The organism is Morganella morganii, from assembly GCF_019242955.1.
GTDB classification, from domain to species: domain Bacteria; phylum Pseudomonadota; class Gammaproteobacteria; order Enterobacterales; family Enterobacteriaceae; genus Morganella; species Morganella sibonii.
This window is the reverse complement of the sequence record NZ_CP066129.1, coordinates 3,298,656-3,318,499: the sequence shown is the minus strand read 5'-3', so window position 1 is coordinate 3,318,499 and position 19,844 is coordinate 3,298,656. Positions and strand designations below refer to the sequence as shown.

The 19,844-nt window shown below is 52.1% G+C and carries 19 protein-coding genes; 14 read left to right on the top strand and 5 right to left on the bottom strand.

What is annotated here, in order from left to right; genetic code table 11:
• Positions 1–215 precede the first annotated feature (215 nt).
• From phoB to brnQ, 3 genes are all read left to right on the top strand, one after another.
• The gene (phoB, locus tag JC793_RS15695; RefSeq protein ID WP_004236414.1) at positions 216–905 is read left to right on the top strand and encodes a phosphate regulon transcriptional regulator PhoB; all 690 of its coding nucleotides are present in this window, start codon (positions 216–218) and stop codon (positions 903–905) included.
• Between the two features lie 30 nt (positions 906–935).
• Positions 936–2,231 carry a phosphate regulon sensor histidine kinase PhoR gene (phoR, locus tag JC793_RS15690; RefSeq protein ID WP_166708487.1) on the top strand — a complete coding sequence of 432 codons (1,296 nt, stop codon included), beginning with the start codon at positions 936–938 and terminating at the stop codon, positions 2,229–2,231.
• 394 nt (positions 2,232–2,625) lie between these two features.
• Positions 2,626–3,957 carry a branched-chain amino acid transport system II carrier protein gene (gene brnQ, locus JC793_RS15685; protein WP_218426597.1) on the top strand — a complete coding sequence of 444 codons (1,332 nt, stop codon included), beginning with the start codon at positions 2,626–2,628 and terminating at the stop codon, positions 3,955–3,957.
• 110 nt (positions 3,958–4,067) lie between these two features.
• On the opposite strand, the gene JC793_RS15680 is transcribed toward brnQ, so the two are convergent.
• The gene (locus tag JC793_RS15680) at positions 4,068–4,670 is read right to left on the bottom strand and encodes a peroxiredoxin C (protein WP_046893141.1); all 603 of its coding nucleotides are present in this window, start codon (positions 4,668–4,670) and stop codon (positions 4,068–4,070) included.
• 204 nt (positions 4,671–4,874) lie between these two features.
• Positions 4,875–5,462 (bottom strand): acyl carrier protein phosphodiesterase, encoded by a 588-nt coding sequence (locus JC793_RS15675; RefSeq protein ID WP_046893142.1) that lies wholly within the window; start codon positions 5,460–5,462, stop codon positions 4,875–4,877.
• Between the two features lie 111 nt (positions 5,463–5,573).
• On the opposite strand from JC793_RS15675, the gene queA reads away from it, so the two are divergent.
• The 10 genes from queA (at position 5,574) to thiL (ending at position 14,964) form a co-directional block, all read left to right on the top strand.
• Complete coding sequence (gene queA, locus JC793_RS15670; RefSeq protein WP_218426596.1) at positions 5,574–6,650, top strand: tRNA preQ1(34) S-adenosylmethionine ribosyltransferase-isomerase QueA; 1,077 nt, start codon at positions 5,574–5,576, stop codon at positions 6,648–6,650.
• A gap of 97 nt (positions 6,651–6,747) precedes the next feature.
• A complete protein-coding gene (gene tgt / locus JC793_RS15665; protein WP_004240418.1) occupies positions 6,748–7,872 on the top strand; it encodes a tRNA guanosine(34) transglycosylase Tgt in 1,125 nt (374 codons plus the stop codon).
• Between the two features lie 101 nt (positions 7,873–7,973).
• Positions 7,974–8,309: a preprotein translocase subunit YajC gene (yajC, locus tag JC793_RS15660; RefSeq protein ID WP_046893144.1), complete on the top strand. Its 336-nt coding sequence runs from the start codon at positions 7,974–7,976 to the stop codon at positions 8,307–8,309.
• Positions 8,310–8,344: 35 nt separating this feature from the next.
• The gene (gene secD / locus JC793_RS15655; protein ID WP_166708483.1) at positions 8,345–10,192 is read left to right on the top strand and encodes a protein translocase subunit SecD; all 1,848 of its coding nucleotides are present in this window, start codon (positions 8,345–8,347) and stop codon (positions 10,190–10,192) included.
• A gap of 10 nt (positions 10,193–10,202) precedes the next feature.
• A complete protein-coding gene (secF, locus tag JC793_RS15650) occupies positions 10,203–11,171 on the top strand; it encodes a protein translocase subunit SecF (protein ID WP_046893145.1) in 969 nt (322 codons plus the stop codon).
• A 110-nt stretch (positions 11,172–11,281) separates the two neighbouring features.
• Complete coding sequence (gene nrdR, locus JC793_RS15645; RefSeq protein ID WP_046893146.1) at positions 11,282–11,731, top strand: transcriptional regulator NrdR; 450 nt, start codon at positions 11,282–11,284, stop codon at positions 11,729–11,731.
• A gap of 5 nt (positions 11,732–11,736) precedes the next feature.
• Positions 11,737–12,846 carry a bifunctional diaminohydroxyphosphoribosylaminopyrimidine deaminase/5-amino-6-(5-phosphoribosylamino)uracil reductase RibD gene (gene ribD / locus JC793_RS15640; protein ID WP_218428473.1) on the top strand — a complete coding sequence of 370 codons (1,110 nt, stop codon included), beginning with the start codon at positions 11,737–11,739 and terminating at the stop codon, positions 12,844–12,846.
• Between the two features lie 121 nt (positions 12,847–12,967).
• Positions 12,968–13,438: a 6,7-dimethyl-8-ribityllumazine synthase gene (gene ribH / locus JC793_RS15635; RefSeq protein ID WP_004236430.1), complete on the top strand. Its 471-nt coding sequence runs from the start codon at positions 12,968–12,970 to the stop codon at positions 13,436–13,438.
• A 26-nt stretch (positions 13,439–13,464) separates the two neighbouring features.
• Entirely contained in the window at positions 13,465–13,878 is a 414-nt protein-coding gene (nusB, locus tag JC793_RS15630; protein ID WP_046893147.1) for a transcription antitermination factor NusB, read from the top strand.
• A 96-nt stretch (positions 13,879–13,974) separates the two neighbouring features.
• Positions 13,975–14,964 carry a thiamine-phosphate kinase gene (thiL, locus tag JC793_RS15625; protein ID WP_107678512.1) on the top strand — a complete coding sequence of 330 codons (990 nt, stop codon included), beginning with the start codon at positions 13,975–13,977 and terminating at the stop codon, positions 14,962–14,964.
• A gap of 77 nt (positions 14,965–15,041) precedes the next feature.
• Here thiL and dxs read toward each other — a convergent pair whose 3' ends face one another.
• Genes dxs through xseB form a run of 3 tightly spaced genes read right to left on the bottom strand, consistent with a single transcriptional unit; the run spans position 15,042 to position 18,180 of the window.
• Entirely contained in the window at positions 15,042–16,910 is a 1,869-nt protein-coding gene (gene dxs, locus JC793_RS15620; RefSeq protein ID WP_054423719.1) for a 1-deoxy-D-xylulose-5-phosphate synthase, read from the bottom strand.
• Positions 16,911–16,967: 57 nt separating this feature from the next.
• On the bottom strand, positions 16,968–17,885 hold the full coding sequence (gene ispA / locus JC793_RS15615; RefSeq protein ID WP_171819763.1) for a (2E,6E)-farnesyl diphosphate synthase: 918 nt from the start codon (positions 17,883–17,885) through the stop codon (positions 16,968–16,970).
• Positions 17,886–17,925: 40 nt separating this feature from the next.
• Positions 17,926–18,180: an exodeoxyribonuclease VII small subunit gene (gene xseB / locus JC793_RS15610; RefSeq protein WP_004236437.1), complete on the bottom strand. Its 255-nt coding sequence runs from the start codon at positions 18,178–18,180 to the stop codon at positions 17,926–17,928.
• Between the two features lie 212 nt (positions 18,181–18,392).
• Here xseB and thiI point away from each other — a divergent pair, with 212 nt between their 5' ends.
• Positions 18,393–19,841, top strand: coding sequence for a tRNA uracil 4-sulfurtransferase ThiI (gene thiI, locus JC793_RS15605; RefSeq protein ID WP_112549838.1), 1,449 nt, complete (start codon positions 18,393–18,395; stop codon positions 19,839–19,841).
• Positions 19,842–19,844: the final 3 nt, after the last annotated feature.

The window sequence follows — 19,844 nt, the reverse complement described above, 5'->3', positions numbered from 1 at the left end:
GAGTATAACGGAAATCAGCCGGTAAGAATAAATATTGGATGAATATCCAGTATTTTACGATCTGACACGCATTTTGTGTGTAGTATGTCAGTTTAATGACATTATCTTTGCGGTGCAGCCTGAGGTATCGGCTGATATTCATAAATCTGTCACAAAAGTGACGCATAATCGCGGCACTGTCTGATGAAATGAATTAACGGTAAACAGGGAACGCCATGGCAAGACGAATTTTAGTCGTTGAAGATGAAGCACCTATCCGTGAAATGGTCTGTTTTGTACTGGAGCAGAATGGCTATCAGCCTATTGAGGCAGATGATTATGATGCGGCCATCGCCCGGCTGGTGGAGCCTTTCCCTGATCTTGTCCTGCTGGACTGGATGATTCCGGGCGGCTCCGGCATTCAGGTTATCAAACATATGAAACGGGACAGCCAGCTGCGGGAAATCCCGGTGATGATGCTGACGGCGCGCGGTGAAGAGGAAGACCGTGTAAAAGGTCTGGAAACCGGCGCGGATGATTATCTGACCAAACCCTTCTCACCGAAAGAGTTAGTGGCCCGTGTTAAAGCGATTCTGCGGCGTATCTCCCCGATGGCGGCAGATGATCTTATCGCGATGAACGGCCTGACTCTCGACCCCGCCTCCCACCGCGTGACCAGTAATGAGAACCCGCTGGAAATGGGGCCGACAGAGTTTAAATTGCTGCATTTCTTTATGACTCATCCGGAGCGGGTTTACAGCCGTGAACAACTGCTTAACTATGTCTGGGGCGAAAACGTCTATGTTGAGGATCGCACGGTGGATGTGCATATCCGCCGCCTGCGTAAAGCACTGGAAGCGGACGGACATGATAAAATGATACAGACAGTCCGGGGAACGGGTTACCGCTTCTCTGTCCGTTACTGATGATAATGATAAACCGCAAGAGGATCGCGCGTGCTTGAGCGTCTTTCGTGGAAAAAAATTGTACTGGAATTACTGATTTTCTGCCTTCCGGCACTCTTTTTATCACTTTTTTTCGGCCATACCGGCTGGTTTCTTGCCGGTGCACTGTTTGCCGCTGCTATCTGGCACAGCTATAACTTACTGAAACTGTCCGGCTGGCTGTGGCTGGATCGCAGTATGCTGCCGCCGCCCGGCCGCAGCAGCTGGGAACCGATTTTTTATGGTATCTACCAGCTTCAGCAGCGTAACCGCAAGCGCCGCCGTGAACTCGCCACACTGATCAAACGCTTTCGCAGCGGCGCTGAATCCCTGCCTGACGCGGTGGTGATGATGACTGAAGACGGCAATATTTTCTGGTGTAACAAACATGCCCAGAACCTGCTGGGATTCCGCTGGCCGGATGATAACGGACAGCACATTTTTAACCTTCTGCGTTATCCGGACTTCAGCCGCTATCTGACTCAGGGGGATTACACGCTGCCGCTGACACTGGAACTGAATAACAGCAGTATGATGGAATTGCGCATCATGCCGTATTCGGAAGGACAACTGCTGATGGTTGCCCGTGATGTGACAGAAAAACGCCGTCTCGAAAACTCACGGCGTGATTTTTTCGCCAATGTCAGTCATGAACTGCGCACGCCGCTGACTGTTTTGCAGGGCTACCTGGAAATGCTTGCTGATCAGGATTTTGATAATCCGATGAACAAAAAAGCAATTCTGACCATGCAGGAACAGACTCGTCGTATGGACGGTATGGTCAGGCAGCTTTTGCAACTGTCAAAAATTGAAGTGGCGGTCAAAAGCGGGCTGGATCAGGTGGTGGATGTGCCGGGGATGCTGATCATGCTTCAGCAGGAAGCCGTAACCCTCAGCCGGGGTAAGCAGGAGATCCGCTTTACGGTGGATGACAAACTGAAGATTTTCGGTGATGAGGAAGAGCTGCGCAGTGCGATGTCTAATCTGGTGTATAACGCAGTGAATCACACGCCGGAAAATACACGGATTGAGGTCAGCTGGGCACTGAGTAACGGCAATGCCGTGTTTAGTGTCAAAGATAACGGTCCGGGTATCCCGGCCGAACATTTGTCCCGTCTGACCGAGCGTTTTTATCGTGTGGATAAATCCCGCTCCCGGCAGACCGGCGGCTCCGGTCTGGGGCTGGCGATAGTGAAACATGCTTTGCAGCATCATCATACCCATCTGGATATTACCAGCAAACCGGGGCAGGGAACGGAGTTCAGTTTTACCATTCCTGCCCGGCTTATCGCTAAATCCTCTCATTAAAGCGGCATTTGCCGCTTTCTTTATTTAATCGCTGTTAATTTCATCAGATTTAAAATGTCTGATTAAAATATAAACAAATCATATAGTGTTTATTGAAGCTTACATAACAGCAATCTCTGCTTTGGAAATAGACTGTGGTATATAGTTCTGGTTTTTGCTTTGACTATTGCCTTTCTGCGCTATAAAAGTTCTACTTGTAGTCAGTTATTGGCAAATATCACTGTTTTTTAAATGTAATCACTATAGTTATTAACTTATGATGAATAACGTAGTGCTAACAGATTGTTAAAACAGCAGGAGATGCCGCCGGTGACAGATCAGGGAGTTGGATTTTTATTTCCGATATTTTTATTGAATATTTAACGTTAAATTAACAGTAGCAGACAAAAATAATATGGCGCATCGTTTAACTTCACGAGATATTTTAGCCTTAGGTTTTATGACCTTTGCGCTGTTTGTCGGGGCAGGAAATATCATATTTCCGCCGATGGTTGGTCTTCAGGCCGGGGAAATGGTCTGGACGGCAGCTGCCGGTTTCCTGATCACCGGTGTCGGTTTACCGGTTCTGACAGTAATCGCTCTGGCAAAAGTCGGCGGCGGTATTGAGGCACTCAGCACACCGGTCGGTAAATATGCCGGGCTGTTGCTGGCCGTTGTGGCGTACCTGTCCGTCGGGCCGCTGTTTGCCACACCGCGTACAGCCACCGTTTCCTATAAAATCGGGATCGCGCCGCTGGTGGGCGGGGAATCTGATATTTCCCTGCTGATTTACAGTGTGATCTACTTTTCCTGTGTGATCGGTATTTCCCTGTATCCGGGTAAATTACTGGACAGCGTCGGGCATGTACTGGCACCAGTTAAAATGCTGGCTCTGGCTATCCTCGGGGTGGCTGCGGTAATGTGGCCGGCAGGTGATGCCATTATGGCAACGCCGGAGTATAAAGAGATGGCGTTCTCCAACGGGTTTATTAATGGTTATCTGACCATGGATACCCTTGGTGCGATGGTATTCGGGATTGTCATTGTTAATGCCGCCCGTTCGCGCGGGGTGGAAAACTCTTCGCTGCTGACCCGCTATACCATGTGGGCCGGGCTGATTGCCGGTGTGCTGCTGACGCTGGTCTATCTGGCTCTGTTCAAGTTAGGGGAAAACAGCGGATCGATTATCCCGAATCCTGCCGATGGTGCGGAAATTCTGCATGAATACGTGCAGTATACCTTCGGTAACTACGGCAGCTTCTTCCTTGCAGTGCTGATTTTTGTTGCCTGCATGGTGACCGCTATCGGCCTGACCTGTGCCTGTGCGGAATTCTTCAGCCGTTATCTGCCGATCTCTTACCGTAAACTGGTGTGGATCCTCGGTGCATTCTCCATGGTGATTTCAAACCTGGGGCTGAGTAAGCTGATCGCATTCTCCGTTCCGGTACTGGTATCGATTTATCCGCCGTGTATTGTGCTGATTCTGCTGAGTTTCACGCTGCGCTTCTGGAAAAAACCGGGACGGGTCATTGCGCCGGCGATGCTGGTCAGCCTGATTATCGGAACGATGGGGGCGCTGAAAGCCACTAAAATGTTCGGCTCTTATATGCCGTCATGGATTGAGTCACTGCCGTTCTTTAAATATGACCTGGCATGGCTTGCGCCGTCACTGGCAGTGCTGGTGGTTTCCATTGTGGTTGATCGCCTTATGGGCGCTGAGCCGGAAGTAAATCACAAACACGCCTGATAGCCCTGATTATAAAAATACCCCGTATTGCGGGGTATTTTTTTGCCCGTGATTCAGGCATAAAAAACCAGCCCTCAGGCTGGTTTTACGACGCTTTTAACTACCGGAACTTACAGTTTGCCGGAGTTCTTTTTCAGGAAGTCAGCAACGCCTTTCGGAGATGCATTCATACCTTCCTGACCTTTTTCCCACTGAGCAGGACACACATCACCGTGCTCTTCGTGGAATTGCAGTGCGTCAACCATACGCAGCATTTCGTCTACGTTACGGCCCAGCGGCAGGTCGTTGACGACCTGGTGACGGACAACACCGTTTTTGTCCACCAGGAAAGAACCGCGCAGAGCAACACCGGCTTCCGGAAACTCAACGCCGTAAGCTCGCATGATGTCATGTTTGATATCCGCAATCATCGGATACTGAACCTGACCGATACCGCCATCTTCGATAGCAGTATTACGCCATGCGTTATGAACAAACTCAGAGTCCATAGACACACCAATCACTTCCACACCGCGTTTTTTGAATTCTTCATAGCGGTGATCGAATGCGATCAGCTCAGAAGGGCAGACGAAAGTGAAGTCCATCGGCCAGAAGAAGATAACAGCCGGACGGCCGTTCAGGTGTTTTTTCAGATTGAAGTTATCAACAATTTCACCGTTACCCATAACGGCTGCAGCTGTAAAATCGGGGGCTTGACGGGTTACCAGAACCATAATTTACTCCTGTAAGATTATATAGAGTATGGCAATAAACAACAGACAGAATAAAGAATCCGGGGACGGTATTAAAGTTCATAATACCGATTAATATAATAGGTTTTACCTATCAATAGTTCATTATTCTATCTGCTACCCGAATAAGATAGAGTTATTTGAGTAAAGTTCAAGTGCTAATTGTGTGAATGAACGTAAAAACCGTTACTGAGCTGTAAACGGCTTTGTCACGGTATCCATCATCTGAGGGTAGAAGCGGAAGAAAATCTCCTCAAGAGACTGATAATTATCTGTAAAATCCTGATTTGTCTCCCTGAGAGCGGCGAGTTTCGGACGCCGTTTTGCCATCCCTGCCAGCACCTGTCCGATATAGGGGACTTCCTGATAACGGATTAACCAGCGCTGCGGCCACATAAATTCATTCAGCTCCTGAAACTTCACCGGCGTAAAAGCCAGCTGCGGCTCAATCACTGTACGGACGTGTTGTGTGAAATCTGTCAGGGAGACTGCCGGTTCAAATGCTGACCAGTGCAGAGAGAGGAAATGATCCCAGACCACATCCAGCGTGATCGGTGCATAGCGGCGGTATTCCGGGCGGAATAACTGACGGGCTTCCCGCACCAGCGGGTGTGAATCGGTCAGGGTATCAATGCGCCGGTGCAGCCTGATCCCCGCGGCGACCGGTGCGCTGTACTGGTCTTCCGGCGCGCCGCGGACAAAATCTGCCATCAGATTGCCGAGAAAACTGCTGTTTGCCAGTGAGGCAAGGTGGAGATGTGCGAGAAAATTCATAATACCGCAGCCTTTTATTCCGCCGTCAGACGGGTTATTTCTTGCGCCCTGCTTACCGGGGCACTAGACTATTGCGCCTGTTTTTCTTTTTGAGATGAAACCGAGAATCTCATGCGTGTTGCCGATTTTACTTTTGAACTGCCGGACGAACTTATCGCCCGCTATCCGCAGGCGGAACGGAGCAAGTGCCGTCTGTTATCACTCGATGGTGCCAGTGGTGAACTGAACCACGGTATCTTCACCGATGTGCTGGATAAACTCAATCCCGGTGATCTGCTGGTATTTAATGATACCCGCGTGATCCCCGCCAGAATGTTCGGCCGCAAAGCCTCCGGCGGAAAGATTGAAGTGCTGGTGGAACGGATGCTGGATGAGCATCGCGTACTGGCGCATGTCCGTGCATCCAAAGCACCGAAAGAGGGTGCGGAACTCCTGCTGGGCGAAGATGAGAGCGTAAATGCCACGATGGTGGCGCGTCACGGGGCCCTGTTTGAAATCCGTTTTGATGATGAGCGCGATGTGCTGACCATTCTCAATCAGATTGGTCATATGCCGCTGCCGCCTTATATCGACCGTCCGGATGAAGAGTCGGATCGCGAGTTATACCAGACCGTGTATAATGACCGGCCTGGTGCGGTCGCCGCACCGACAGCCGGGCTGCACTTTGACGAGCCGCTGCTGGCGGCACTGCGTGAAAAAGGTGTGGAAATGGCCTTTGTCACCCTGCATGTCGGGGCTGGGACATTCCAGCCGGTGCGCGTGGATAATATTGAAGATCACATCATGCACTCCGAATATGCGGAAGTGCCGCAAAACGTGGTTGATGCTGTGCTGGCGTGTAAAGCACGCGGTAATAAAGTGATTGCGGTCGGCACAACGTCGGTGCGCTCTCTTGAAAGCGCGGCGAAAGCGGCACAGGATGCACTGATTGCACCGTTCTTTGATGATACCCAAATCTTTATTTATCCGGGATATGAGTATCAGGTGGTGGATGCACTGATCACCAACTTCCATCTGCCGGAATCCACGCTGATTATGCTGGTTTCCGCATTTGCCGGTTATCAGCACACCATGCAGGCCTATGAGGCAGCGGTACGTGAGCATTACCGTTTCTTCAGCTACGGGGATGCGATGTTTATTACCCGCAACCCGCAGGCGAAATTTGAAAAAGTTGGTCACGACGACTGATATACTACAGATTACTGATCCGGCAGATTTCAGCGACTGCTGACTGACTGCCGCTAATTCAACATCATCAGACTGTTTTTCTGATGCCGGAGGTTTTGTGAAATATGAACTGCAAACGACAGACGGCCGTGCGCGCCGTGGTCGCTTAATTTTTGATCGTGGCGTTGTTGAAACCCCTGCATTTATGCCGGTGGGGACTTATGGCACAGTGAAAGGGATGACACCGGAAGAAGTGAAAGAGACCGGTGCGCAAATCTTATTAGGCAACACGTTCCATCTGTGGCTGCGTCCCGGTCAGGAAATTATGAAACTGCACGGTGATCTGCATGATTTTATGCAGTGGAAAGGGCCGATTCTGACTGACTCCGGCGGCTTCCAGGTCTTCAGCCTGGGCGCAATGCGTAAAATCAAAGAAGAGGGTGTGCATTTCCGTAACCCGATCAACGGTGAAAAAATCTTCTTAAGTCCTGAAAAATCGATGGAAATCCAGTATGATCTCGGGTCTGATATCGTGATGATTTTTGACGAGTGCACACCGTATCCGGCGGATTGGGACTATGCGAAGAAATCCATGGAAATGTCCCTGCGCTGGGCTAAACGCAGCCGTGATCGCTTCGATGAACTGGGTAATCCGAACGCACTGTTCGGTATCATCCAGGGCAGTGTTTACGAAGATTTACGCGATGTGTCAGTGAAAGGGCTGGTGGAAATCGGATTTGATGGGTACGCTGTGGGCGGTCTGGCTGTCGGTGAGCCGAAAGAAGACATGCACCGCATTCTCGAGCATGTCTGTCCGCAGATCCCGGAAGATAAACCGCGCTATTTAATGGGCGTGGGTAAACCGGAAGATCTGGTGGAAGGTGTGCGCCGCGGTATTGATATGTTCGACTGCGTGATGCCGACCCGTAATGCCCGTAACGGACATCTGTTTGTGACGGACGGCGTGGTAAAAATCCGTAATGCGAAGTATAAATCAGACACATCGCCGCTGGATGCGGAATGTGACTGCTATACCTGCCGTAATTATACGCGTGCTTATCTGCATCATTTGGATCGCTGTAATGAAATCCTTGGCGCGCGCTTAAATACCATTCATAATCTGCGCTACTATCAGCGTCTGATGGCAGGTATCCGGCAGGCCATTGAAGAAGGCCGTCTGGAAGCATTTGCCGCTGAATTTTATCAGCGGATCGGGAAACCCGTTCCGCCGTTAAGTGAGTGATTTCCCCGAAACGGGATCACCCGGTGGTGTATAACATAGGCGATGCACCACCGGCAGGTTTATCTGCCTGATAATTATGTGAATAACAAGAGGATAGTTTGATGAGTTTTTTCATTTCTGACGCAGTAGCATCGACAGGTGCGGCAGCTTCTCAGGGCAGCCCGATGTCTCTGATTATCATGCTGGTCGTATTCGTGCTGATTTTCTACTTCATGATCCTGCGCCCGCAACAGAAACGTGCAAAATCACACAAGCAATTAATGGACTCTATCGCGAAAGGCGATGAAGTGTTAACTACCGGTGGTCTGATCGGTCGTGTGGCTAAAGTGTCTGACACCGGCTACATCGTTCTGGAACTGAACGAAACAACTGAAGTAACCATCAAACGTGATTTCGTCGCAGCAGTTTTACCGAAAGGTACACTGAAGGCGCTGTAATCTTCCTGTAGTATGATTTTCCCGAAGGGACTGCCGTGTTAAACCGTTATCCTTTGTGGAAGTATCTGATGCTGATCGCTGCGATCCTCATCGGTTTGCTTTATGCGCTTCCAAACCTGTACGGAGAGGATCCGGCTGTTCAAATCACTGGCGCGCGGGGAACCGCCGCCAATGAACAGACCCTGGATCAGGTCCGGAGCATTTTAGAAAAAGATCAGATCGCGAGTAAGTCGGTCGCACTGGAAAATGGTGTGATACTTGCCCGTTTCTCAAATCCTGATATCCAGTTACGTGCCCGTGAAGAGCTGGTGAAAGGCTTAGGTGAGCAATATGTTGTTGCCCTGAACCTTGCCCCGGCAACACCGAAATGGCTGACTGCCGTCGGTGGCGAGCCGATGAAACTGGGTCTTGACCTGCGTGGCGGTGTTCACTTCCTGATGGAAGTGGATATGGAAACCGCGCTGGGTAAACTGCAGGAGCAGAACCTGGATGGTATCCGTTCTCTGCTGCGTGAAAACAGTATTCCGTTCGCTTCTGTCCGCAAATCTGCGGATTACGGCGTGGAAGTCCGCTTCCGTGATGATGCTTCACGTTCCGAAGCCAGCTCTCTGTTATCAAAACGCCTGCGTGATTTAGTTTTCAAAGATGGTTCAGGCAGTACCCTGACCGCCGTGATGAGCGATCAGCGCTTAAGTGAAGCGCGCAGTTACGCCGTCATGCAGAACATTACTATCCTGCGTAACCGTGTTAACCAGCTGGGTGTTGCTGAGCCGCTGGTACAGCGCCAGGGTGCGGACCGCATCGTGGTGGAATTACCGGGTATCCAGGATACCGCACGGGCGAAAGAAATCCTCGGCGCAACCGCGACGCTGGAATTCCGTCTGGTCAACAGCACTGTTGACCCTGCCGCTATCGATGCAGGCCGTATCCCGGGCGACACCGAAGTGAAATACACCCGTGACGGACGTAAAGTCGCACTGTACAAGCGTGTGATTCTGACCGGTGACCATATTACTGACTCCACATCACAGAGTGATGAATACGGTCAGCCGCAGGTCAGTATCTCGCTGGACAGCACCGGTGGTAACACCATGTCCGATTTCACCAAGGATAACCTGTATAAGCCGATGGCGACCCTGTTTGTCGAATATAAAGACAGCGGGCGTAAAGATGCCGCAGGCCGCTCAATCCTTGAGAAAAACGAAGAAGTTATCAACATTGCCAATATTCAGTCCCGTTTAGGATCGAACTTCCGTATCACCGGGATTGATAATGCCAATGAAGCACGTCAGTTATCACTGCTGCTGCGTGCCGGTGCTCTGATTGCACCAATCCAGATTGTGGAAGAGCGGACCATCGGGCCGACTCTGGGTCTGCAGAATATCGAGCAGGGCCTGGAAGCGTGTCTGTGGGGGCTGATGGCTTCAATTCTCTTCATGGTGATCTACTACCGTAAGTTCGGTCTGATCGCGAGCAGCGCGTTACTGGCGAACCTTATCCTGATTGTCGGGGTGATGTCGCTGTTACCGGGTGCAACGCTGACCATGCCGGGGATTGCGGGGATCGTGCTGACCCTTGCGGTTGCGGTCGATGCGAACGTTCTGATAAACGAACGTATCAAAGAGGAGCTGCGTAACGGCCGATCTGTCCAGCAGGCGATCCATGAAGGGTATAAAGGCGCCTTCTCAAGTATTATCGACGCAAACTTAACCACACTGATTACCGCTGTTATTCTTTACGCGGTCGGTACCGGTTCGATTAAAGGATTTGCGATTACGACAGCCATTGGTGTGGCAACCTCCATGTTTACAGCGATTATCGGTACACGCGCCATCGTGAACCTGCTGTATGGCGGTAAACGTATTAATAAGCTGTCTATTTAAGGAGCACGTTGTGGCACAGGATTATACTGTTGAACAATTAAACCACGGCCGCAGAGTCTATGACTTTATGCGCTGGGACAACGTGGCATTTACCATTTCGGCGCTGCTGCTGATTGCCTCTGTGGCAATCATCGGCGTGAAAGGGTTTAACTGGGGTCTGGACTTCACCGGCGGTACCGTCATTGAAGTTAACTTCAGCCAGCCGGCTGACCTGGATAAAATCCGTGATACCGTCGCGCAGGCAGGATTTAAAGATCCGCTGATCCAGAACTTCGGCAGCAGCCGTGACATCATGGTGCGTCTGCCGCCGGCAGAAGGTGCTGCCGGTCAGGAACTGGGTAAAACTGTTATCAATGTGATCAACAAAAACATTGATGAAAGTGCGGTGGTTAAGCGTATCGAGTTCGTCGGCCCGAGTGTGGGTGCGGAACTGGCTCAGACCGGGGCGATGGCGCTGATTGCGGCATTAATCTGTATTCTGATTTACGTGGCGATGCGGTTTGAATGGCGTCTGGCGTTAGGTGCGGTAATCGCGCTGGCGCATGACGTTATCATCACCCTTGGTGTACTGTCGTTATTCCATATTGAGATTGACCTGACCATTGTGGCATCTCTGATGTCGGTTATCGGTTACTCACTGAACGACAGTATCGTGGTATCTGACCGTATCCGTGAGAACTTCCGCAAAATCCGCCGTGGTACGTCGTATGAGATCATGAACGTTTCCCTGACTCAGACGTTAAGCCGTACCATTATGACATCGGCAACCACCCTGTTAGTGGTTCTGATGCTCTATATCTTCGGCGGTGCGATGCTGCAGGGCTTCTCACTGGTCATGCTGATCGGTGTGTCTATCGGTACTATTTCCTCAATCTACGTGGCGTCCGCGCTGGCCCTGAAACTGGGTATGAAGCGTGAGCACCTGATTGTGCAGAAAGTGGAAAAAGAAGGTGCGGATCAGGAATCTATCCTGCCGTAATTTCTGCCGTGAAAAACAGAAAACACCCTGTATGTGCAAGCATGCAGGGTGTTTTTTATGTGTAAACAGGGTAAACTACCGCGACAGTTCATTGACCCGCAGGATAATTTATGCATTGCCCGTTTTGCTCTGCCGTTGATACCAAAGTCATCGACTCACGCCTGGTGGGTGATGGCTCCCAGGTCCGCCGCCGCCGCCAGTGTCTGGAATGTCACGAACGCTTTACCACGTTTGAGGTTGCCGAACTGGTTATGCCGCGCGTGATCAAAAGTGATGACAGCCGTGAACCGTTTGACGAAGAAAAACTGCGCCGCGGTATGCAAAAGGCGCTGGAGAAACGTCCGGTCAGTTCTGACAATATCGAAACCTCCCTCAGCCATATCAAATCACAGTTACGGGCTACCGGTGAACGGGAAGTCTCTGCTAAGTTTGTCGGCGAACTGGTGATGAGCGAGCTGAAAAAGCTGGATAAAGTCGCGTATATCCGCTTTGCGTCGGTTTACCGCAGTTTTGAGGATATCCGTGAATTCGGCGAGGAAATTGCCCGCCTGCAGGACTGAACATGATGCATTCTGATGAATTCTATATGGCCCGCGCCCTTGAACTGGCGGCACTGGGTCGTTTTACTACGGCACCGAACCCGAATGTCGGCTGTGTGATTGTACGTGACGGCGAAATCGTCGGCGAAGGTTATCATCAGCGCGCCGGTGAACCGCATGCGGAAGTGCACGCGCTGCGTATGGCCGGTGAGAAAGCCCGCGGTGCCACCGCGTATGTCACACTGGAACCGTGCAGTCATCACGGCCGTACGCCGCCGTGTGCCGGGGCACTGGTGAATGCCGGGGTCAGCCGGGTGGTGGCCGCCATGCAGGACCCGAATCCGCAGGTGGCCGGGCGCGGATTGTTTAAACTGCGCGAAGCCGGAATTGACGTCAGTCACGGTGTTCTGATGCAGGAAGCGGAAGCGCTGAATAAAGGCTTCTTTAAGCGGATGCGCACTGGTTTCCCGTATATCCAGCTGAAAATGGCGGCGTCTGTCGATGGCAAAACCGCCCTGGCCAACGGCGAAAGTCAGTGGATCACCTCAAAAGCTGCACGGCAGGATGTCCAGCAGTTCCGGGCACAGGCCGGAGCCATTTTATCCACCAGTGCCACGGTGCTGGCGGATGATCCGGGTCTGACTGTCCGTCATGCGGATTTCCCGGCATCGTTGCAGCAGAGTTATCCGGAAGCGGCTATCCGCCAGCCGGTGCGGATTATCACGGACAGCCGTCAGCGGGTCACCGCACAGCATCGTGTCACACAGTTACCCGGCAGTTGCTGGCTGGCACGAACCGCCTCTCAGCCCGATAACTGGCAGGGCGATGTTGAGGAAATTATTCTTCCGGAGAACGGCAGTGGTGTGGATCTGGTTCTGCTGATGATGCAGCTCGGCAAGCGCAATATTAACCATATCTGGACAGAGTGCGGTTCACATATGGCAGGTGCGCTGCTGAAAGCCGGGCTGGCCGATGAGATTGTGCTCTATCTGGCGCCGAAAATTCTGGGCAGTGATGCGCAGGATCTCTTTACACTGCCGCCGCTTGCCCATTTGCGGGATGCGCCGCAGTTCCGGATTGACGATTGCACGATGGTCGGGCCGGATCTCCGCCTGCGGCTGATCCCGGTTTATTAATCGCTGAATTTACGCCGGAATTTAAATTTTATTCCGGAGTTTGAAAAACACAGGCGCGGTGACGGAAAGAATGTGATAAAATCCGCGCCCCGCAGTATGAAACTCGTAAGAAGGAAAGGCTATGAACGTCATTAAAGGTGTTGTCAGTGCGCCGGGTGCGCGTATCGCCATCGCAATTGCCCGCTTTAACAACTTCATCAACGACAGCCTGTTAGACGGTGCGGTTGATGCGCTTGAGCGTATCGGTCAGGTTTCCTCTGAGAACATTACAACGGTCTGGGTGCCGGGTGCTTATGAACTGCCTCTGGCAGTGAAAACACTGGCCGACACCGGAAAATATGACGCTATCATTGCGCTGGGTACTGTTATCCGCGGCGGCACTGCACATTTTGAATATGTGTCAGGTGAATGCAGCTCCGGGTTATCAGCCGTTGCGATGAACAGCTCGATTCCGGTGACTTTCGGGGTGCTGACCACCGAAAATATTGAACAGGCCATTGAACGTGCGGGAACCAAAGCCGGTAACAAAGGGGCGGAAGCCGCAATGACCGCGCTGGAAATGATCAATGTGATTAAAGCCATCAAAGGCTGAATTTAGATTTTAGTAAGGGGATATGTGTGAAACCTGCAGCTCGTCGTCGTGCTCGTGAATGTGCCGTTCAGGCGCTTTATTCGTGGCAGTTATCCGGCAATAACATTGCGGATGTTGAATCAGAATTTCTGTCAGAGCAGGATGTCAAAGATGTTGATGTCGCCTATTTTCGTGAGCTGCTCTTCGGCGCGGCAACGAATGCAGTGCGCCTTGATGCACTGATGGCGCCGTACCTCTCCCGCCAGCTGGAGGAGTTAGGTCAGGTGGAAAAAGCGGTTCTGCGTCTGGCGATGTATGAATTAAGCTACCGTGAGGATATCCCTTACAAAGTGGTGATCAACGAAGCGATTGAACTGGCGAAAGTGTTCGGCGCGGAAGAAAGCCACAAATTTGTCAATGGCGTGCTCGATAAAGCCGCGCCAAATGCCCGCAGAAAGTAATCATCTGATACTTTATGCACGGACATACATGACATGATATAAAAGAGGCCGGTAAAACCGGCCTTTTGTCTTTATCTGAACGCGGAATTTCTGATTATGGCTTGTGGTGAATTCGATCTCATCCGGCGTTTTTTTGACCGGCAGCATTATTACCGCCGGGACGTTGAACTGGGTATCGGGGATGATTGTGCCCTGATGACCGTGGCGGAAAAACAGCAGGTTGCTGTCAGTACGGATACCCTGGTGTCCGGCATTCATTTTCTGCCTTCGGTGTCTGCCCGTGATCTGGCCTGGAAGTCCCTGGCGGTGAATTTAAGTGATCTGGCCGCTATCGGTGCCGATCCGGCCTGGGTTTCACTGGCGCTGACGCTGCCCTCCATTGATGAAGAGTGGCTGGGGGAATTCAGTGACAGCTTCTTCGAACAACTCAATTATTACGGTATGCAGTTAATCGGCGGGGATACCACCCGCGGTCCGATGAGCCTGACGCTGACCGTTCATGGTCTGGTACCGGCCGGGCGGGCGATGAAACGCGCCGGTGCCCGTAACGGCGACTGGATCTATGTCACCGGCACGCTGGGTGACAGTGCCGCCGGACTGGCAATTTTGCTGGATGAATTGCAGCCTGAAGACCCGGCACATAAAGACTATCTGCTGAAACGCCATCTGCGGCCACAACCGCGTATCCTGCAGGGACAGGCGCTGCGTGACCTTGCATCCTCTGCTATTGATATTTCTGACGGGCTGATTTCTGATCTCGGCCATATCCTGAAAGCCAGCCGCTGCGGTGCCAGGATTGAACTGGATAATTTACCGATGTCTGAGGCACTGAAAGCCTGTTCATCACCGGAGCAGGCGCTTGCCCGCGCGCTGGCCGGCGGTGAGGATTATGAACTGTGCTTTACCGTTCCGGAAATCAACCGTGGTGCGCTGGAAATGGCCCTGGCACATACCGGTGCACCTTTCTGCTGTATCGGGCAGATGAAGCCGGAGAGTGACGGTATCCGCTATTTCAGTAAAGGTGAGGAAGTGAAACCGGCGCTGAGCGGGTTTGATCACTTTGCGGTGAAAGTTGCGGCAGAGTAGACCGTAAACGCGTTATCAGTGACATAAAAAAACCCTGCGGATGTGATGCAGGGTTTTTTGTGTCCGGAGAAAGGTAATCAGGCTTTTGCCAGATACGCTTCGATGGACTTCTGAATATGGTCTGCATCCAGCCCCATATCACTGCGGATCTCTTCCTGGTCACCCTGCGGCACATAGCTGTCCGGCAGGCCGATATTGAGCACCGGCACCGGCTTGCGCTGTGCCATCAGGAATTCGTTCACACCACTGCCCGCACCGCCCATAACGGCGTTTTCTTCGACTGTTACCAAGGTGTCATGACGTGCTGCCATCTCCAGGATCAGGGCTTCATCCAGCGGTTTGACAAAACGCATATCAACCACGGTCGCGTTCAGGTTTTCCGCTGCTTTCAGCACTTCTTCCAGCAGGGTACCGAAGACCAGAATCGCGGTTTTTTCTCCTTCACGGCGGACGACACCTTTGCCGATCTCAATCTGAGCCAGCGGCTGGAGTGTGGCACCGCAACCGCCGCCACGCGGATAACGTACCGCAACCGGGCCTTTGCCGTAGTGATAGCCGGTGTGCAGCATCTGACGGCACTCGTTTTCATCACTCGGGGTCATGATCACCATGTTCGGCAGGATGCGCAGGAAGGAGAGATCAAACGCCCCCTGGTGTGTCGGGCCGTCATTGCCGACAATCCCGGCGCGGTCAATAGCAAACAGCACCGGCAGTTTTTGGATGGCAACGTCGTGGATCACCTGATCGTAGGCGCGCTGGAGGAAGCTGGAGTAAATTGCGACAACCGGTTTGTAACCGCCGATAGCCAGCCCGGCGGCAAAGGTGACTGAGTGCTGCTCGGCAATCGCCACATCAAAATACTGATCAGGGAAGGATTTGGAGAAACGCACCATACCGGACCCTTCACGCATGGCAGGGGTGATCGCCATCAGTTTCGGATCGTGTTCTGCTTCCTCGCACAGCCAGTCACCAAAGATTTTTGAGAAGGTCGGTTTGGATGATTTGCTTTTCGGCAGTGTGCCGGTTGACGGATCAAACTGCGGCACGGCGTGCCAGCTGATCGGATCTTTTTCAGCCGGTTCATAACCGCGTCCTTTTTTCGTCATAATATGCAGGAACTGAGGACCTTTCAGATCACGCATATTTTTCAGCGTCTGGATCAGGGATAACACATCGTGTCCGTCGACCGGCCCGATATAATTAAAGCCCAGCTCTTCAAAGAACGTGCTCGGTACCACCATGCCTTTGATGTGCTCTTCGGTTTTCTTCAGCAGATCTTTGATAGGCGGCAGGCCGGAGAAGACTTTTTTTCCGCCCTCGCGCAGCGTGGTATAGAGCTTGCCGGAAAGCAGTTGTGCCAGATGGTTATTGAGGGCGCCGACGTTTTCGGAGATGGACATCTCGTTGTCATTGAGGATCACCAGCATGTCGGATTTGATATCCCCGCCGTGGTTCATCGCCTCAAAAGCCATCCCGGCGGTGATTGCACCGTCACCGATCACACAGACGGTTTTACGGTTACGTCCTTCGCGGGCAGCGGCAACCGCCATCCCGACACCGGCACTGATAGAGGTGGAGGAGTGACCGACACTCAGGACATCATATTCACTCTCTTCGCGCCACGGGAAGGCATGCAGCCCGTTTTTATGACGGATGGTGTCGATGCGGTCACGGCGTCCGGTCAGGATCTTGTGCGGATAAGCCTGGTGGCCGACATCCCAGATCAGGTTATCAAACGGCGTCTGATAGACATAATGGAGTGCGACAGTCAGTTCAATCGTCCCCAGACCGGAGGCAAAATGCCCGCTGGAACGGCTGACGCTGTTTAACAGATATTGCCGCAGTTCATCGCAGAGTTTCGGTAAACTCTCTTTCGGTAACAGACGCAAATCATCAGGCGTCTCAACGAGTGCCAAAGTCGGATATTTAGCGATATCAATACTCATGTAATGCTCACTAATTCTTATTAAAGTTTCTGAAAATACCGGAACGTGCCGGACGGATTAGCTGTTACGTTCAATCACAAAATTAGCAAGTTCACGCAGGGTTGCTGTGTTGTAATGATGTTCTTCAAGCTGTGAAAGCGCAGCCAGTGACTCCTGATAAAGCGCCTGTGCTTTATCCTGAGCGGCTTTCAGCCCGAGCAGCGACGGATACGTGCTCTTCCCGTGAGCGGCGTCACTGCCCTGGCTTTTTCCGATCACATCCGTATGACCGATAACATCCAGAATGTCATCCTGTACCTGAAACGCCAGGCCGATAGCCTGTGCGTATGTGTCGAGAGCCGGTAACATGCGGCGGCCTGCTTCACCGGCACTCATCGCGCCCATGCGGACGGAAGCACGGATTAAAGCACCGGTCTTATGGTTATGTATTTGTTCCAGCGCATGAATACCGATGTTTTTTCCTTCGGCTTCCAGATCAAGTGCCTGGCCGCCGCACATTCCGCCAAGACCGGCGGCATCCGCCAGTTCGGCGATCATCGCCAGACGGTCTTCCGGGCGCACATCCGGCATCGGCCGTGCCGCGAGGATAGCGAACGCCTGGGTTTGCAGGGCATCGCCTGCCAGAATAGCATTCGCTTCACCGAATGCGACGTGGCAGGTTGGTTTGCCGCGGCGCAGTGTGTCGTCATCCATGGCCGGTAAATCGTCATGGATCAGGGAATAGGCATGAATACACTCAATAGCCGCCGCCGGGGCATCCAGGTTATCAGCGGCAACACCAAACATCTCACCGGTGGCGTACACCAGGAACGGGCGCAGGCGTTTGCCGCCCAGCAAAGCACCGTAATGCATGGCTTTGCCCATGTCGGTGGCGGCAAACGGCAGAGTGGTCAGGATCTCATCAAGAACGTGATCAACACGCTCTCTGGCCTGTGTCAGTTGGTTGCGGAATGTTTCGGGAGTTTGTTCAGACATGGTCATTCTCGTTCACACAGGGAACCGCCGATCCGGGCGGTCAGTCGTTTTCAGGTGTAAAATCGCTCAGCGGGGCGTTTTCATCATCATTCAGCAGGATCTGTACCCGCTGTTCGGCTGCCATCAGGGTTTTCTGACTGGTGCGGGTCAGTGCGATACCGCGCTCAAACTCGGCCAGGGCTTCTTCCAGCGGCAGATTACCCGCTTCCAGGCGGGTGACGATCCCCTCAAGGGCATCGAGTGATGCTTCAAAGCTCAGTGCATCGGTTTTCGTTGCGGATGTTTTCTTGGTCATAGTCTGTTTTTCACTGATGTTGCATTTATGTCGCAAATAATTCCTAGTTTACACTTTTCAGTGAAAATTGTGCCCCTCATTTACGATTTTTACGGGGCAGATCGAGATATGGTGATATACTGCCGCCTTTCAATTTCATCAACGGGGATTGCCGCTGCCCGACACCGGCTGCTCCGTCCTTTGCAAATCAAGCCGATAGCCAGTAAACCGTTATGAAGTTTATCATTAAATTATTTCCTGAAATTACCATCAAAAGCCAGAGTGTCCGCCTGCGCTTTATTAAAATTCTGACCAGCAATATCCGTAATGTGCTTAAAGATCTGGCCGAAGATGTGGCGGTTGTCCGTCACTGGGACTATCTTGAAGTCCGCGTGAAGAAAGAAGAGCTTGGTGAGGGCGTGGCTGACCGCCTGACCCGCATTCCCGGTATCCACCATATTTTACAGGTGGAAGAGCGCGCATTTACCGATCTGCATAATATCTATGAGCAGACATTTGAGATGTATGCCGCGTCACTGGAAAACAAAACCTTTTGTGTCCGCGCCAAACGCCGCGGCAAGCATCCGTTCAGCTCCATTGAGCTGGAACGTTATGTCGGCGGCGGCCTGAACCAGCATATTCCGTCTGCGAAGGTAAAACTGACGCATCCGGATGTGACGGTGAACCTGGAAGTGGAAGATGACAAACTGATCCTTGTGGTGCGTCGTCTGGAAGGTATCGGCGGTTTCCCGATCGGGACTCAGGAAGATGTGTTATCCCTGATCTCAGGCGGATTTGACTCCGGTGTCTCCAGTTATATGCTGATGCGCCGTGGCTGCCGTGTTCATTACTGCTTCTTCAATTTAGGCGGCGCGGCACATGAAATCGGTGTGAAACAGGTGGCGCATTACCTGTGGAACCGCTTCGGCAGTTCGCATAAAGTCCGTTTTGTCGCCGTGAATTTTGAGCCGGTTGTGGCGGAAATTCTGGAAAAAGTGGATGACGGCCAGATGGGCGTGGTGCTCAAGCGGATGATGGTCCGTGCGGCATCCCGTGTGGCGGAACGTTACGGCGTGCAGGCGATTGTGACCGGCGAAGCGCTGGGACAGGTGTCCAGCCAGACGCTGACCAACCTGCGTATGATCGACAATGCCACTGATACACTGGTACTGCGTCCGCTGATCTCACACGACAAAGAAACCATTATCAATCTTGCCCGTCAGATCGGTACTGAAGATTTTGCCCGTACCATGCCGGAATTCTGTGGTGTGATCTCAAAAAATCCGACCGTAAAAGCCGTCAAAGAGAAAATCGAAGCCGAAGAAGAAAAATTCGACTTCGCGATTCTGGATGATGTGGTGCTCAACGCGCAGAACATGGATATCCGTGTGATCGCGCAGCAGAGTGAGCAGCAGGTCACTGAAGTGGAGATGGTGTCTGAGCTGTCTGCTTCTGACGTGGTGCTGGATATCCGTTCGCCGGATGAACAGGAATCACACCCGCTGAAGATTGAGGGAACCGAAGTGCGCACACTGCCGTTCTACAAACTCAGCACTCAGTTCGGTGATTTACCGGCGGAGACCACCTATTTGCTTTATTGCGATCGCGGGGTGATGAGCCGTCTTCAGGCACTTTACCTGGCAGAGCAGGGCTATACCAATGTGAAGGTGTATCGTCCCTGAGCC

Bases quoted from the DNA above. Each gene is read 5' to 3' on its own strand.
- dxs (WP_054423719.1), bottom strand. From the start codon at position 16,910: ATGAGTATTGATATCGCTAAATATCCGACTTTGGCACTCGTTGAGACG.
- queA (WP_218426596.1), top strand. From the start codon at position 5,574: ATGCGTGTTGCCGATTTTACTTTTGAACTGCCGGACGAACTTATCGCC.
- JC793_RS15675 (WP_046893142.1), bottom strand. From the start codon at position 5,462: ATGAATTTTCTCGCACATCTCCACCTTGCCTCACTGGCAAACAGCAGT.
- nrdR (WP_046893146.1), top strand. From the start codon at position 11,282: ATGCATTGCCCGTTTTGCTCTGCCGTTGATACCAAAGTCATCGACTCA.
- ispA (WP_171819763.1), bottom strand. From the start codon at position 17,885: ATGTCTGAACAAACTCCCGAAACATTCCGCAACCAACTGACACAGGCC.
- JC793_RS15680 (WP_046893141.1), bottom strand. From the start codon at position 4,670: ATGGTTCTGGTAACCCGTCAAGCCCCCGATTTTACAGCTGCAGCCGTT.
- ribD (WP_218428473.1), top strand. From the start codon at position 11,737: ATGCATTCTGATGAATTCTATATGGCCCGCGCCCTTGAACTGGCGGCA.
- yajC (WP_046893144.1), top strand. From the start codon at position 7,974: ATGAGTTTTTTCATTTCTGACGCAGTAGCATCGACAGGTGCGGCAGCT.
- thiI (WP_112549838.1), top strand. From the start codon at position 18,393: ATGAAGTTTATCATTAAATTATTTCCTGAAATTACCATCAAAAGCCAG.
- phoB (WP_004236414.1), top strand. From the start codon at position 216: ATGGCAAGACGAATTTTAGTCGTTGAAGATGAAGCACCTATCCGTGAA.
- ribH (WP_004236430.1), top strand. From the start codon at position 12,968: ATGAACGTCATTAAAGGTGTTGTCAGTGCGCCGGGTGCGCGTATCGCC.
- thiL (WP_107678512.1), top strand. From the start codon at position 13,975: ATGGCTTGTGGTGAATTCGATCTCATCCGGCGTTTTTTTGACCGGCAG.
- xseB (WP_004236437.1), bottom strand. From the start codon at position 18,180: ATGACCAAGAAAACATCCGCAACGAAAACCGATGCACTGAGCTTTGAA.
- brnQ (WP_218426597.1), top strand. From the start codon at position 2,626: ATGGCGCATCGTTTAACTTCACGAGATATTTTAGCCTTAGGTTTTATG.